The organism is Marinobacter vulgaris (assembly GCF_003344045.1).
Taxonomy (GTDB): domain Bacteria; phylum Pseudomonadota; class Gammaproteobacteria; order Pseudomonadales; family Oleiphilaceae; genus Marinobacter; species Marinobacter vulgaris.
The window spans coordinates 277013-290757 of the sequence record NZ_QFWX01000002.1 but is presented as its reverse complement, the minus strand read 5'-3'; the positions used below and the strand labels follow the sequence as shown (position 1 = coordinate 290757).

General features: G+C 60.2%; 9 protein-coding genes. 4 read left to right on the top strand and 5 right to left on the bottom strand.

Translation table 11 applies throughout. The annotated features are described in order from the left end of the window. Positions 1-180 precede the first annotated feature (180 nt). The 3 genes from DIT71_RS04595 to DIT71_RS04585 are packed head-to-tail and all read left to right on the top strand — an operon-like array spanning position 181 to position 3465. Positions 181-1047 carry an MBL fold metallo-hydrolase gene (locus DIT71_RS04595; protein ID WP_114612033.1) on the top strand — a complete coding sequence of 289 codons (867 nt, stop codon included), beginning with the start codon at positions 181-183 and terminating at the stop codon, positions 1045-1047. 8 nt (positions 1048-1055) lie between these two features. Further along, entirely contained in the window at positions 1056-2882 is a 1827-nt protein-coding gene (locus tag DIT71_RS04590; RefSeq protein ID WP_114612032.1) for a SulP family inorganic anion transporter, read from the top strand. Continuing rightward, entirely contained in the window at positions 2806-3465 is a 660-nt protein-coding gene (locus DIT71_RS04585; RefSeq protein ID WP_114612031.1) for an energy-coupling factor ABC transporter permease, read from the top strand. Before DIT71_RS04590 ends, DIT71_RS04585 begins: the two co-directional genes overlap by 77 nt. Here the strand turns inward: DIT71_RS04585 and DIT71_RS04580 are convergent. The 5 genes from DIT71_RS04580 to gdhA all read right to left on the bottom strand — a co-directional run bounded on the left by DIT71_RS04580 (position 3401) and on the right by gdhA (position 11477). Beyond that, positions 3401-5536, bottom strand: a complete 2136-nt coding sequence (locus DIT71_RS04580) for a sensor domain-containing protein (RefSeq protein WP_114612030.1) — start codon at positions 5534-5536, stop codon at positions 3401-3403. The genes DIT71_RS04585 and DIT71_RS04580 overlap by 65 nt on opposite strands. A 142-nt stretch (positions 5537-5678) precedes the next feature. Then, positions 5679-6212, bottom strand: coding sequence for a response regulator transcription factor (locus DIT71_RS04575; RefSeq protein WP_114612029.1), 534 nt, complete (start codon positions 6210-6212; stop codon positions 5679-5681). After that, positions 6209-7480: a sensor histidine kinase gene (locus DIT71_RS04570; protein ID WP_114612028.1), complete on the bottom strand. Its 1272-nt coding sequence runs from the start codon at positions 7478-7480 to the stop codon at positions 6209-6211. Before DIT71_RS04570 ends, DIT71_RS04575 begins: the two co-directional genes overlap by 4 nt. Positions 7481-7543: 63 nt before the next feature. Continuing rightward, positions 7544-10120, bottom strand: coding sequence for a PEP/pyruvate-binding domain-containing protein (locus DIT71_RS04565; RefSeq protein ID WP_114612027.1), 2577 nt, complete (start codon positions 10118-10120; stop codon positions 7544-7546). A gap of 7 nt (positions 10121-10127) precedes the next feature. Further along, on the bottom strand, positions 10128-11477 hold the full coding sequence (gene gdhA, locus DIT71_RS04560) for an NADP-specific glutamate dehydrogenase (RefSeq protein ID WP_114612334.1): 1350 nt from the start codon (positions 11475-11477) through the stop codon (positions 10128-10130). Between the two features lie 257 nt (positions 11478-11734). Between gdhA and DIT71_RS04555 the strand changes: the two genes are divergently transcribed. Beyond that, positions 11735-13720, top strand: coding sequence for a TonB-dependent receptor domain-containing protein (locus DIT71_RS04555; RefSeq protein ID WP_114612026.1), 1986 nt, complete (start codon positions 11735-11737; stop codon positions 13718-13720). Positions 13721-13745 lie beyond the last annotated feature (25 nt).

Genomic DNA, 13745 nt, shown 5'->3' with positions numbered 1-13745 from the left:
CTTGAAAGGTCGTCCCTGTGGTGATTGTCGCCGTTATCAGGGGTAATGCCCAGCCCTGCAGCATGTTACCCCGCAATCCGGACTTAAAAGCCATCGCACCTATAGCAAAACTTCATTTCCCATGATATTTCATTTTAGTATATGCTTAGAACTAAATACGAATCACGGGAGATGAGGACTATGGCCAATCCACTCGTCCAGCACTTTTTCGACGAACCTACCAACACATTCAGCTATGCGGTCAGCGATCCTGACAGCAATGCCTGCGCGATCATCGATTCCGTTCTCGATTTCGACTATGCGGCGGGCAAGACCGATGTGCGCTCGGCGAACGAGATCATCGACTATATACGCGGAAAAAAACTCAAGGTGGAGTGGATCATCGAGACCCATGTTCACGCGGACCACCTGTCGGCAGCGCCCTACCTGCACAATGAGCTCGGCGGTAAAACCGGCATTGGCGCCCACATCGTCGAGGTTCAGGAGATTTTTGGCAAGGCATTCAATGCCGGTACCGAATTTGCCCGGGATGGCAGCCAGTTTGATGCTCTGTTTGAAGAGGGCGACCGCTTCCAGATCGGCAATCTTGAGGGTCGGGTACTGCACACGCCGGGCCATACCCCGGCCTGCCTGACCTACGTGATCGGAGATGCCGCTTTTGTCGGGGATACCCTGTTCATGCCGGACTACGGCACCGCCCGTTGCGATTTCCCCGGCGGTAATGCCCGCACCCTTTACCAGTCCATCCAGAAGGTTCTGTCGCTGCCGCAGGAGACCCGTATTTTCCTGTGCCATGATTACCAGGCGCCGGGGCGCGATGAATACCAGCACATGACCACTGTTGCGGAGCAGCGCAAAGCCAATATTCATGTCCACGAGGGCATTTCCGAAGAAGAGTTTGTGAAGATGCGGACCGAACGGGATGCCACTCTGGACATGCCCCGGCTGATTCTGCCTTCAGTGCAGGTGAACATGCGGGCAGGGCATCTGCCGCCTGCCGAGGACAACGGACAGGTTTACCTGAAAGTGCCGGTCAACCTGTTCTGAGATTCCCGATGAATCTTAAACGCTATCTGCCCATCTTCCAGTGGGCGCCACAATACGGCCGTGGTGAGGCCACCAGCGATCTGGTGGCCGCGGTCATTGTGACGGTAATGCTTATCCCGCAGTCGCTGGCCTACGCCCTGCTTGCCGGCCTGCCGGCCCACGTTGGCTTATACGCCAGTATCCTGCCACTGATGATCTACGCGGTGTTTGGCACCAGCCGGACATTGTCCGTGGGACCGGTGGCAGTGGCTTCGCTGATGACGGCGGCTGCCCTGGCACCACTGGCAGAGTCAGGTACCCCGGAGTACATTGCCGGTGCGGTGCTTCTGGCTGTCATGTCAGGGCTGATGCTGACGCTGATGGGGATTCTCAGGCTCGGCTTCCTGGCCAATTTTCTCAGCCACCCGGTGATATCCGGTTTCATCACCGCCTCCGGTATTGTCATTGCGGCCAGCCAGCTCAAGCACATTTTCGGAATCGAGGCCTCCGGGCATAACCTGCTGAGCATTGGCCAGTCGCTGATCCTGTCGCTGGGGGAAACCAACCTGGCTACCCTGGCGGTTGGCGCCGGAGCGTTGCTGTTCCTGGTGCTCGCCCGCAAGCGCCTGAAGCCGTTGCTTATGGCTACGGGGATGGCGCCCAGAACAGCCGATATCATGACCAAGACCGCCCCCATTCTGGCGGTTCTGGTTACCACCCTGCTGGCCTGGCAGTTCCAGCTTGATGCTCAGGGGGTGCGCCTGGTGGGTGATGTGCCCCGTGGCTTGCCGGATTTCACCATGCCCAGCCTCGATGTGGAGTTGTGGCAGCAGCTGGCGGTCAGTGCCCTGTTGATCAGCGTGGTCGGCTTTGTTGAGTCGGTGTCCGTGGGTCAGACCCTGGCCGCCAAGCGCCGCCAGAGGATCGATCCCGATCAGGAACTGATTGGCCTCGGCACCGCCAATCTGGGCGCCGGCTTTTCCGGTGGCATGCCGGTTACGGGGGGATTCTCCCGCTCCGTGGTTAACTTTGATGCCGGTGCTGAAACACCGGCAGCGGGCGCCTATGCGGCAGTGGGCATTGCCCTGGCAACCCTGTTCCTGACGCCGGCGATTGCGTACCTGCCCCAGGCAACGCTGGCGGCGACCATCATTGTGGCTGTCACCACCCTGATCGATCTTCCGGCCCTGGGCCGGACATGGCGTTATTCCCGACCGGATTTCGGTGCCATGCTCGCCACCATTGTGCTGACATTGGTGCACAGTGTTGAGGCCGGCATCGTCGCGGGAGTGGCCCTGTCCATCGGGCTTTTCCTGTATCGCACAAGTCGCCCGCACTGCGCCGTGATTGGCCGGGTTCCGGGCACCGAGCATTTTCGCAACATACTTCGGCATGAGGTGGAGCTGTGCCCCAAGGTGACCTTCCTGCGGGTGGATGAAAGCCTGTATTTTGCCAACGCCCGCTTTCTGGAGGAGACCGTGATGGACCTGGTAACCCGGCAACCGGAGCTGCAGGATCTGGTGCTGGTATGCACGGCAGTCAATCTTGTTGACGCGTCAGCACTGGAGAGCCTGGAAGCCATCAATGAGCGATTGACAGATGCGGGCGTCCGCCTGCATCTTTCGGACGTAAAAGGACCTGTAATGGACCGTCTCGGGGACACAGAGCTGCTGGCGAACCTTGGAGGTCAGGTCTTTCTGAGTGCCTATAAAGCCTGGCAAACACTGACCAGGCCTTGTGCGTTGGCGGCTCGACGCTCTGAATCGGAGTATCCAAACGATGGGGATGACAGAGAACCTGCTCTCTGGCAGCCAGTTGATCATTACCGGGCTGATATTCCTGGCGATACTGGTTAACGCGGTTCGCGGCATTGACTGGTCGGAGTTCCGCCGCGACCAGGCCCTGCAACATTCCTTTTTCGGCGCTGCGGTTGTGCTGGGGTTTGTCTGGCAGTTGCGTGCGGGGATTTCTCCGGGCCTGTTCATCCACGTGTTTGGTATGACCCTCGTTACCCTGATGATGGGGTGGCGGCTGGCAGTGCTGGCGGGATTGATGGCCCTGGTGATTACAGTCATTACCGGGCGTGAACCGCTGATCGCTTTCGCTGCCAACGGACTGGTCACGGTAATGGTGCCGGCCCTGGTCAGTTACGGCATCATGCTGTGGGAGCGGAAGCGCAATTTCCGCAACTTCTTTGCGTACATCTTCTTCTGCGGTTTTTTTGGGGCCGGTATCTCTGTTGCGGTGGCGGGCGTGGTGATGTGCCTGATGCTGTGGTCTGCCGGGGTGTATAGCTTCGACGAGCTGGTTCACGAATACCTGCGCTATCTCCCCCTGTTCATGATTCCCGAGGGATTTGTAAATGGCGCCTTTGTCACCGGGCTGATGGTTTTCCACCCTGACCGGCTGACAACATTAAACCAGAAGCGCTATCGCTAGCAGTCTCTGTCCACCGCCTGGTCCATTCAAGAACCTGGTCGGCCGGCATGGGGCGGGCGAAGCCATAGCCCTGGACGAAGTCGCAGCCAAGCTGCCGCAGCGCCCGGGCGTGCTCCATGGTTTCCACCCCCTCGGCCAGTACCGGATGGTCAAACCGCTGTGCCAGGAATATCACACTTTCCACAATGGCGTGATCACTGGCATCGACCAGCATGTTCCGCACGAAACTCTGGTCAATCTTGATGATGTCCACGGGCAGTTTGCGCAGGTAGGTGAGCGACGAGAAGCCGGTGCCAAAGTCGTCCAGTGCCACCTGAAGGCCCAGGGCCTGGCACCGGGCCAGCACATTGCTGGCCCGCTTGGTGTCTTCAAGGGCGGTTGATTCCAGCACCTCCAGGGTGATTTGTCCCGGATTCACCTCCGGATGGCTGCAAAGATAGCTCTCAAGGTAGTCGGCAAAACTCTGGTCCATCAGATGCGGCGCGCTGATATTGATGCTGACGGCCATGTCTTCGCCCGTTTCTTTCCAGGCGTTCATCTGGTAAATGGCTTCTTTCAGCACCCATTGCCCCAGCGGGACTTCCAGGTGACTGTTCGCGACAATGGGCAGGAATTCCCCGGGCGAGATCAGGCCCCTGTCGGGATGGCGCCAGCGGATCAGCGCTTCAAAACCCAGCACCTGACAATCGGCGAGCCGGATCTGGGGCTGGAAAAACAGCTCGAATTCGTCATTCTCCAGTGCCCGCGTGATGGCCATCAACTGGTTGCGACGGTTTCGACGATGCTCATCAAGCCCGGGGTCGAAAAAGTGATACTGGTTGCGGCCTTTCTCTTTTGCCGAGTACATCGCCTGGTCGGCGTGGCGAATCAGGCTTTCGGCATCTGCGCCATCCTCAGGGTAGCGGGTAATGCCAAGGCTGGCAGTGAGGGTGACGCTCTGCCCGCACACCGCAACGGGCTCGCCAATGGTGGCAAGAATGCGCTGGTAGACGGCGTCATGGTTATCCTCACTCTGTAACAGAAGGACAAACTCGTCGCCGCCGATCCGCGCCACGGTATCGCCACTGCGCAATGTTCTTGTCAGCCGCTCTGACAGGGCCCGCAGTGTCTGATCCCCCGCCGCATTGCCCAGCCGGTCGTTGATGACCTTGAAGCCGTCGATATCCAGGTAGCAGACCGACAGGCAACGACGTTGCCGGTCGGCGTGATGGCGGGCGGTGCGCAGGCGCTCTTCCAGCAGTTGCCGGTTGGGCAGGCCGGTCAGGTCATCGTAATTGGCGGCACGGTCCAGTTCCCTGGCGTGGTTCTTGATGGTGGTGATATCGGAAAACGCGGCAACGTGGTAGTACTGGCCGGGCTCTTCAAGATGAACGCGGCTGATGGAGAGCAGCTCAATGTACTCTTCACCGTTTTTCCGGCGGTTCCAGATTTCACCCCGCCAGTGGTCGGTTTTTTCGATCGAATGCCACATGGACTGGTAATAGGCCCCGGAATGGCGGCCGGAACTGAGAATGGCCGGGTTGAGCCCCAGAACCTCTTCCCGACCGTAGCCGGTGATTCTTGAAAATGCCGGATTCACATCGAGAATCCGGTTCGCCTGGTCGGAAATCATGATCGCTTCATGGCTGCGGTCAAATACGCTGGCGGCGATGCGCAGGCCACGTTCGCTGTTCTTCCGGTCGGCAATATTGTTCTGGATAGCGATGAACCCGGGCGCGATTTCCCCCTCACCACCAATCGGGACGCAATAGGTGTGAACCCAGTAGGGAGTCCCTGACCTGGTGTAGTGGAGAATGTCCTCGTCGATCACTTCGCCGCTGTGAAGCTTCTGGTTAATGCGCTGTGTGGTCTCGGGATCGGTGTTGGGCCCATAAAGGACATCCCGCGGGAAGCATCCCCGGATTTCGGCCAAAGAATAACCGGTCTGTTGTTCAAAACTGGGATTCACCCACTCAATGCGTCCGACCTCATCGAGCATGACCAGCAGGTTTGGTGTTGCCGCGGCAACCAGGGCAAGGCGGTGCGGATCCATGTCTGAGGGAGGCTGTGTTGTAGTCGGGGATCTGGACATGAGAGTCAACCAGCCTTTGTCCGGATTCGGCAATGGGTTTCGCGGGAGACGCATGCTACCGGAATGGCGCTGGAAAACCATGGGAGAATGGTCCCATGCAATTGATGGATGTCAGTTTTTTGTGAAATTTCAGGAGCGTTCACTATCGCCAGCGGGAATGCTTCTGCAGTTTCCGTTGCAGGGTCCGGCGGTGCATGTTCAGGTCCCGGGCCGTGGCTGACACGTTGCCATCGTTTTCGTTGAGAATGCGCTGGATGTGCTCCCACTCCATTTCTTCCACCGAGGGTGGCTCATTGCGCAGATCCGGCAGGCCATCGAGCGGCTCGAAACCCGTCAGCAGCTGGTTGACCGTCACCGGTTTGCACAGGTAGTTCACGGCACCGCGGCGCATGGCCTCAACAGCCGTGGCGATGCTGCCATAACCGGTCAACACCAGGATCTCGAGATCCGGGCGCATGGCCAGAAGTTCGGGCAGCAGTTGCAGGCCGCTTTCACCGGCGAGGTTCAGGTCCAGAACACAGCGGTGGACGTCATGAGCGGTGGCCAGTACCTCTTTCGCCTCCCGCTGGCTCCGCGCCAGTCGCGATGCTGTGCCCTGGCGGGCGAGGGAGCGTTGAAGCACCTGCAGAAACGCATCGTCGTCGTCAACAAGCAGCCAGGCTCTGCTTTCGTTCACGGGGTTTCTCCCTCCCGGCGATTACCATGGATTGCGATTGGCAAGTCAATAATCATGGTAGTGCCGTCGCTGGTAACCCGCGCTTTCAGGATGCCTCCGAGTCGCTGGATGGTGGCGTTGGACAGAAACAGACCAACCCCGAGGCCATTTTCCGAACTCACAACCTGTTCGCCGAGGGTGCCCTCAAGGGCAGACTCCAGGCCATCACCATGGTCCTCCACAATGATCTCCAGCCGTTCCCCGGCTTCCTCGTGGGCGCTGATAGCGACCCAGGACGGACTTGCGGTTATGGCGTTGGCAAGCAGATTCAGGATTGCCTGATCAAGTGTGGCATCCACCGCCACCAGGCAATCCGGAAACGGCTGTTGCCATTTGATGGTCGCCGCGGGCCAGAGCAAAGTAGCGGATTCCCGCAGCCGCATTATCCACTCCCTGGCCGTGAGCATTTCGAGCTGCGACGTTCTGGCCTGCATGGCGGCGGTGGACAGTTGCTGCAGGTGCCCGCTGCAGAGGCCGAGCTGCTTTTCCAACAGCACCAGGTCCTCTGCCACGGGTTCACCGTCAGCGGCAGCGGCCTTCATCTCTTCCACCAGCAGCGTCATGGTGTTCAGCGGTGTGCCCAGCCGGTGAGCCACGGCTGCGGCCGAGAGTCCCATCGCAATGACCTGCTCATCCCGCAGCCGGGTTTCACGTACCTGTGCCAGCAGGGACTGTTGTAGGCGGAGACGGCGGGAAAGCGCACCAACCACAAGCAGCAGAATCGCGGCGGTAATGGCAAAGGTCACCCACATGCCCACCAGGTGTAACTGCGCCAGATCGCCGCCGTGATGATCTTGGGTGACCGGTGTATGCCAGAGCACCAGTGAGGTATACACCGCCACCCCGGCAACGGTTACCACGATGCTCTGGCCCAGGGGCAGCAGAATGATGGCAACGGCAATCGGCAGCAGCAACAGCGACACCAGGGGGTTGGTATAGCCGCCGGTGAGGTACAGCCAGGCGCCGATCAGCAACAGGTCGAGGGTCAGAACCAGGCCCACAGTCGCGGTGGCGCGTGGAGGTCGTCGTGTGAACCAGAGCCAGCCCAGTGCGGCCGCGACTGCGTAAACCACGCATACAATCAGGGCCTCGGCCCGGTGCGCCAGGTTCACCATGGTTTCGGCGGCGGCTATCGCGATCAGCTGGAGCGCAACAAGCGTCAGCCGCATTCCGAGTAAATAACGGGCAGCCTGTTGAAAACCGGTCTGTGATTGGGTGAGCCATTCCATGGAGCGGATTCTAGCAGCAGACGCCGGTGATCGGTGGGAAATTCCGCGCCGGATTGCGGGGCGTCAATCGGGAAAGAAACAGATCAGTTGCTGGCGGATAATATCCCCCCGCAGATGGAGTGGCCGGTGGCTGAGGTCATGCACCCTGACAGCGGCGTCCGGCGAGGGCGTGCCTGCCGTAGATGAAGGGGTTTCGCCCAGAATCTCCGGAAAATAACGGCACTGGTCGGTTTCCGGGAACAGGGCCGCATAGGCAATGCCTGTTTCCACCAAGTCCTGGAAGAAGTGTGAGCCGTAGGACAGGTCCGGCACCATCTGGCCCGCTTTCTCCGCCACCTCCACCAGAGCCGCTATGCCGGCAATGTCCGAAAAACCCACGGGAACACCCAGTTCGGGGCTGCTGGTGCCCCAGCGGCCGGGGCCGATCAGCAGGGTCCGGATATTGTCGGAGCGAACCTGTTCACCAATCAACCGCGCTACCTCGTAGCGCTGGCTGCCGGTGAGCTTAGCGTAAACCGGCGCATCCACACGGATAACCCGCTCAATAGCCAGGCTGATGTTGCCCCCCATGAAGTGACCGTTGGTGTGGAACAGAATCCGTTCCTCCGGTATCCGGTCCGGGATGCTGACCGGGCCGTTTTCGCCCACGGTAGCCAGGGGCCGGCACTGCACCAGGTTGAAGGACGGGTCCCCGTGTTCGTCGAGGTGAAGGGTGAACTCCACATCCACCGGGTGTCGGTAACCGGCCTCCAGGGTCTGTAGCAGGTTCGAGAGCCGGGAAATGAACGGCCCCTGTCGCACCAGTGGTCGAAAAGTCAGACGCCAGACAGGGCCTGTCATGCCGAGCTGCTCGGCGCGCGTGGTGGCCGCCCGGTCGATTTCCGCCAGGTGGGCCATGGGAAGATGGCTGGTGTTTTCCAGCAGCTGGCTCAGGGGCCTCGTGTCCAAGGTGCCGTCCTGGAGATCCAGCACGTCCACCAGGTGCTGGGAGAAACGGTAGCATTCGTCCTGGTTACGGAAGGGCTGCCGGGTGGGCTGATCCAGGGCCATGACACAGGCATGATCGCCTTCAATCCGGTCCACTGCCCGGGTACCCAGGCCCATGACCATCCGCACCATGCCGGCTTTCGGGTCCATGGTACTGTCCCAGGCAAAGGTATTCTGCGAGACCCCGACTCCCGCTGCATCCGGCAGGTAGTAACGGCCGTGGAAGCGGCCATTGACCCGCTGGATCAGTAGCGCCATGGGCTCTTCGCGCTGATCCAGCCCGCGCTGCTGCCGGTAGCGCAGCGCATCTTCACTCATGGACGACGCGTAGACCTGTCTGATGGCGTTTTTCAGAGCCGTCAGCCGTTGTTCCGGCGCGCCCTGGTTAACCAGAAACACGCTTTCGTACTTGCCGGCGAAGGCATTGCCAAAACCGTCTTCCTGCAGGCTCGATGAGCGTACGAGGATGGGATACTGGCCGTAATGGTCCAGCAGCCGTTCCAGTTCAGTGCGGATTTCACCGGGGAACTGGCCAGCCAGTATGCCTTCCCGCAAGGCGAGCGCCTCGGTCAGGTAGCCCGCCTCGGACCGTTGCCGCATGATTGCCGGCCACAGTCCGTTGTGCACCAGAAAGGCGTAGTAGGCGTCGGTGCCGAGGTAACTGGAGTCGTGGGGCTCCAGATATTGCTGCCACAGTTCTGGCGATTCTCTCAGCAGAATATTACGGGCAATCAGCATCCCGGTGGCCTTGCCGCCGATGTAGCCGCTGCCCACCAAGCGGCTGCGGATGCCCAGCAGGTCCTCCAGTGACAGATAGCGCCGTGCCAGTTCCAGAATCTGCGGGTCACGGCTGATCAGCACCTGCAGCACCTGCTCCTGGAGGTCGGCCATGCCGTTTTCATCCTGTTCTGCCAGCGCGCAGCTGGCCTCCTGGAACAGGCGGTCCCAGTAATCCAGTAGCGGCTGACGGTGCAGGTGTTCCAGTTCAAGGCTGGCCTGAAGCCGGGTTGCATCGCTGCTGTCGGTGATGGGCTGGAACTGGCCGTCCTGCTCCCGATGGGGCAGGAACATGGTCGGAGATTGCCGGCGCCAGGCCTTGATGGGTTGAATCTGGACATTGTCGCCGTGGCGTTGCACGTCAATCATTACCTGGGTGGTTTCGCGGATGCGATCCAGGGTCATGCGGGAGTGCCGGTCCGGATGCAGAGCAAACCAGGCCACCGTGTCCAGTTCAAACAGGAGCGGACACACCACGCGGAAGAAATTCCCCACCATGGCATCGGTTGCCCAGGCGTTGAGCAGTTCGCTGAGGCTGTCGCACACGTAAAAAGCGCCACGGCCATGCTGTTCGATCAGATGCCATACCCGGCTGGTAAAGCTCTCGAAGCCGCCAAGGGCGTTGATCTCGATGGTGCGTACGGCAGCGTGTTGTTCGATGATGGGCGGGTGTTCGCCAAAGCGGAGATAGATGATTTGCCGGCCGGAAGCGGCGGCTGCGTCCAGGAAGGGGAGTACGAAGCGGCAATAATCGTTGAGGTCCGACACACGCCAGACCACATTGTCGCCGATGCGCAGGCCATCAAGAACCTCGTCCAGCCCATCCAGGCCGGTAGAGACCCGGTCTGAGGGCTGGAGAGGTTCCTTGCTGGTCATGGCCGGATCAGATGACGCCCATGGCGGTCATCGCCCTGGCCACCCGGAGGAAGCCGCTGACGTTGGCGCCCAGCACGTAGTTACCTTCCGAGCCGAACTCTGCGGCGGTTTCATAAGAGTTCTTGTGGATATCGATCATGATTTCCTCAAGCCGCTTCTGGGTATGGTCAAAGGTCCAGCGGTCGCGGCTGGCGTTCTGCTGCATTTCCAGCGCGGAGGTGGCAACACCTCCGGCGTTGGCTGCCTTGCCGGGGCCGTAAGCCGTTCTGGCGCTCTGGAAGATGTCGATGCCTTCCGGCGTGGTGGGCATGTTGGCGCCCTCGGCGACCGCGATACAGCCATTCTCGACAAGCATTTTGGCGTCTTTGCCGTTGAGTTCATTCTGGGTGGCGCAGGGCAGGGCCACGTCGCAGGGCACGCTCCAGATGTTGCCACCTTCGACATACCTCGCGTCCTTGTGGAACTCAGTGTAGGCACTGATGCGGCGCCGTTCCACCTCCTTGATGCGCTTGAGCGTCTGAAGGTCAATGCCCTTTTCGTGCACGATCATGCCCTGGGAGTCGGAGCAGGCAATAACCTTTGCGCCCAGTTCGTGAGCTTTTTCGATGGCGTAGATCGCTACGTTGCCGGAGCCGGAAACCACCATGGTTTTACCGTCCAGGGAATCGCCCCGGGCCTTCAGCATTTCCTGTGTGAAGAACACCGTGCCGTAGCCGGTGGCTTCGGTGCGGGCGCAGCTGCCGCCCCACTCCAGCCCCTTGCCGGTGAGCACACCGGACTCGTAACGGTTGGTGATGCGCTTGTACTGGCCGAAGAGATAACCGATCTCCCGACCGCCGACGCCGATATCTCCGGCGGGAACGTCTGTGTACTGGCCCAGGTGACGATACAGCTCGGTCATCAGGCTCTGGCAGAAACGCATGATCTCATCATCTGACCGCCCTTTGGGGTCAAAGTCACTGCCGCCCTTGCCGCCACCGATGGGCAGGCCGGTCAGGGCGTTCTTGAAGATCTGCTCGAAGCCCAGAAACTTGATGATTCCCAGGTAAACCGATGGGTGAAAACGCATGCCGCCCTTGTAGGGGCCCAGGGCACTGTTGAATTCGACACGAAAGCCGCGGTTGATGTGGATTTCGCCGCTGTCGTCCTGCCAGGGCACCCGGAAAATAATCTGGCGCTCGGGCTCACAGATGCGCTGGATGATTTTCTTGTCCGCAAATTCCGGGTACTTCACCAGAACGGGGCCAAGAGTCTCAAGAACTTCGTGAACAGCCTGGTGGAATTCGCTTTCGCCCGGATTGCGGTGCAGTACTTCGCGAAAGATCGGTTCCAGCTTTTCGTCGAGTTTTACGGTCATGGATAGCCTTCGGAATACGTCTGTTGAAGACTGCTGAAAGCGCAGCCGGCCAAAAAAGGGAAATGATTGCACCACAATGAAGCGCATTTTGGCAAGTTGGGCCTGGGGGTATCTGCTGCCGGTTGCCGGAGTATCCCGAAAGGGGTGCGGCATTCTGTCTCAAGCCACCGTGTGAAAGGCATCTTACAATTTGCCATTCATTTGCACTGGCACAACACGACTCACGCAATAGACTCACACAATAACAGGACCCGCCCATGGCAAAGAACTATCTGGCTCGTTGTATCAGTCTGGCCCTGGCTGGCTGCGCCATAACACCCATTGCCCATGCCCAGGCCGACGCTGGGGATGCGTTGCTGATCCGGGTAACCGAAGGCCGTTCTGCAGAAACAGCGCGGCTATCCGAGGCTGCGGTTCAGTCCGAGCCGGTAGAGCGTCTGTCTTCCAACCCGTCGGTATCGCTTTCCCGCATGGGTGGGCGTGGCCTGGACCCGGTCATCCGGGGCCAGAATGAAGAACGGGTGGATGTCCTGCTTGATGGCATGCGTGTTGAAGGTGCCTGCCCGAGCCGTATGGACCCTCCCACCAGTCGCCTGAGTACCTCCCTGGCACCGGTGCTGGAGGTACGCACAGACAACCGCACGTTGCGTTGGGGTCCTGTCGCCGGTGGCCAGATAGTCGCTACCACAGCAGCGCCGGCGTTTGCCGACGGTAATCTGACCGCGGGCCACCTGACCCTCGGCGCTTCAGACAATGGCGAGGGCAGGCTGGTGAACGGCAGCGCAGCCGTTGGCAACGACAGAGCCTATCTCAGAATGGCCGGCGGCCATGACGAGGCGGACGACTATGAGGACGGTGATGGCAGGGAAGTCCGTAGCTCCTATGAGAATGCCGAGGGCCGGGTGGATACCGCATGGACAGCCGCCAGTGGCCTGTTTATCAAAGCCATGGCCAGTCGCCAGCAAGAGCGGGACGTGAAATTTCCGGGCCGGGGTATGGACGCACCGGAAACCGATACCGACCTGTATCGCCTCGAGGTTGGCGCGCCCGTGGCTGACGGCGGCTGGAACCTGATGACCTGGCAGGCCGACGTCGACCATGTGATGGATAACTTCAGTCTGCGTGAGCCCCCGGTGAAAATGGGCATGCCCATGAAAATGCTGACGGACTCGGAAACCCGCACCCGTGGCGTTCGGCTGACATTGGATCAGAGCGCTGGCCAATACAGCGACTGGGCTGTTGGTGTTGATTACGAGAGCAATGATTGGGATGCCGCCCTCAACAACGTGGGGCAGGGCGTTGTCGTCTCATACATGTGGCCGGGGGTTGAGCGGGATCGTGTCGGTGTGTTTTTTGAGCAGTTCACCCGCGTTCGTCCGGGCCTGCAGCTGGGCGGCGGACTCAGGTACGACCGGGTGGACATGGACGCCACCAGGGCAGACCTTCCGGGAATGGGCGGTTTTACCGCCCTGGACCGCTATGAAAGTGAGTACCAGACCAGCAATACCGAGGCCATCGATGACAACATCAGCGGTTTTGTAAGCGGCGAGTGGCGGTATGCCCCGAGCAGAAGCCTGGATGTTGTAGCCAGCCACAGTGTTCGCAGTCCGGGTGTGACTGAACGCTATGTCAACAAAACGGATGCCTGGGTTGGTAATCCCGGTCTGGATACCGAAAAGCACAACAAACTGGAAATCAGTCTGTCTGGCCGCGAAGGCAGCTGGAACTGGCGCCCGGCCCTCTGGGTAGACCAGGTGGACGACTACGTGCTGCGCTCCCAGGACCGTTATACCAACATTGATGCCCGTCTTCTCGGTGTCGAAGGCGAACTGGGATGGAGTAATGGCACCTGGAACGCCAGCAGCAAACTGGCCTCCGTGCGGGGTGAGAACCGGGATGCCGACAAGCCTCTGCCCCGGATTCCTCCGGTCCAGTTCATCCAGACGGTGGCGTGGACGCACCAGGGGCACACTCTGGAAGCCGAGTGGGCACTGGCGCGCCGGCAGGACCGGATCGATGAAGAGTCGGGTCTGGACCCGGGCACGTCTCCCGGCTACGGCGTGCTCAACCTGTCCGGTACTCACCCGCTGATGGCGAACCTGAACCTGACCTGGGCCCTGGATAATGTTTTTGACAAAACATGGGCACCGCATGTGAGCAAATCCGACGCGCTGGGGCAGGAGTTTTTCAAGGTCAACGAGCCGGGCCGCACCGTTCGCGCGGCTCTGACTGCCCGCTGGTAAACAGCGCAATGGCGATTACCCGCTT

What these genes read in the sequence shown, in the direction of transcription:
- DIT71_RS04595 (WP_114612033.1), top strand. Translation starts at nt 181, where the DNA reads ATGGCCAATCCACTCGTCCAGCACTTTTTCGACGAACCTACCAACACA.
- DIT71_RS04590 (WP_114612032.1), top strand. Translation starts at nt 1,056, where the DNA reads ATGAATCTTAAACGCTATCTGCCCATCTTCCAGTGGGCGCCACAATAC.
- DIT71_RS04585 (WP_114612031.1), top strand. Translation starts at nt 2,806, where the DNA reads ATGGGGATGACAGAGAACCTGCTCTCTGGCAGCCAGTTGATCATTACC.
- DIT71_RS04580 (WP_114612030.1), bottom strand. Translation starts at nt 5,536, where the DNA reads ATGTCCAGATCCCCGACTACAACACAGCCTCCCTCAGACATGGATCCG.
- DIT71_RS04570 (WP_114612028.1), bottom strand. Translation starts at nt 7,480, where the DNA reads ATGGAATGGCTCACCCAATCACAGACCGGTTTTCAACAGGCTGCCCGT.
- DIT71_RS04565 (WP_114612027.1), bottom strand. Translation starts at nt 10,120, where the DNA reads ATGACCAGCAAGGAACCTCTCCAGCCCTCAGACCGGGTCTCTACCGGC.
- gdhA (WP_114612334.1), bottom strand. Translation starts at nt 11,477, where the DNA reads ATGACCGTAAAACTCGACGAAAAGCTGGAACCGATCTTTCGCGAAGTA.
- DIT71_RS04555 (WP_114612026.1), top strand. Translation starts at nt 11,735, where the DNA reads ATGGCAAAGAACTATCTGGCTCGTTGTATCAGTCTGGCCCTGGCTGGC.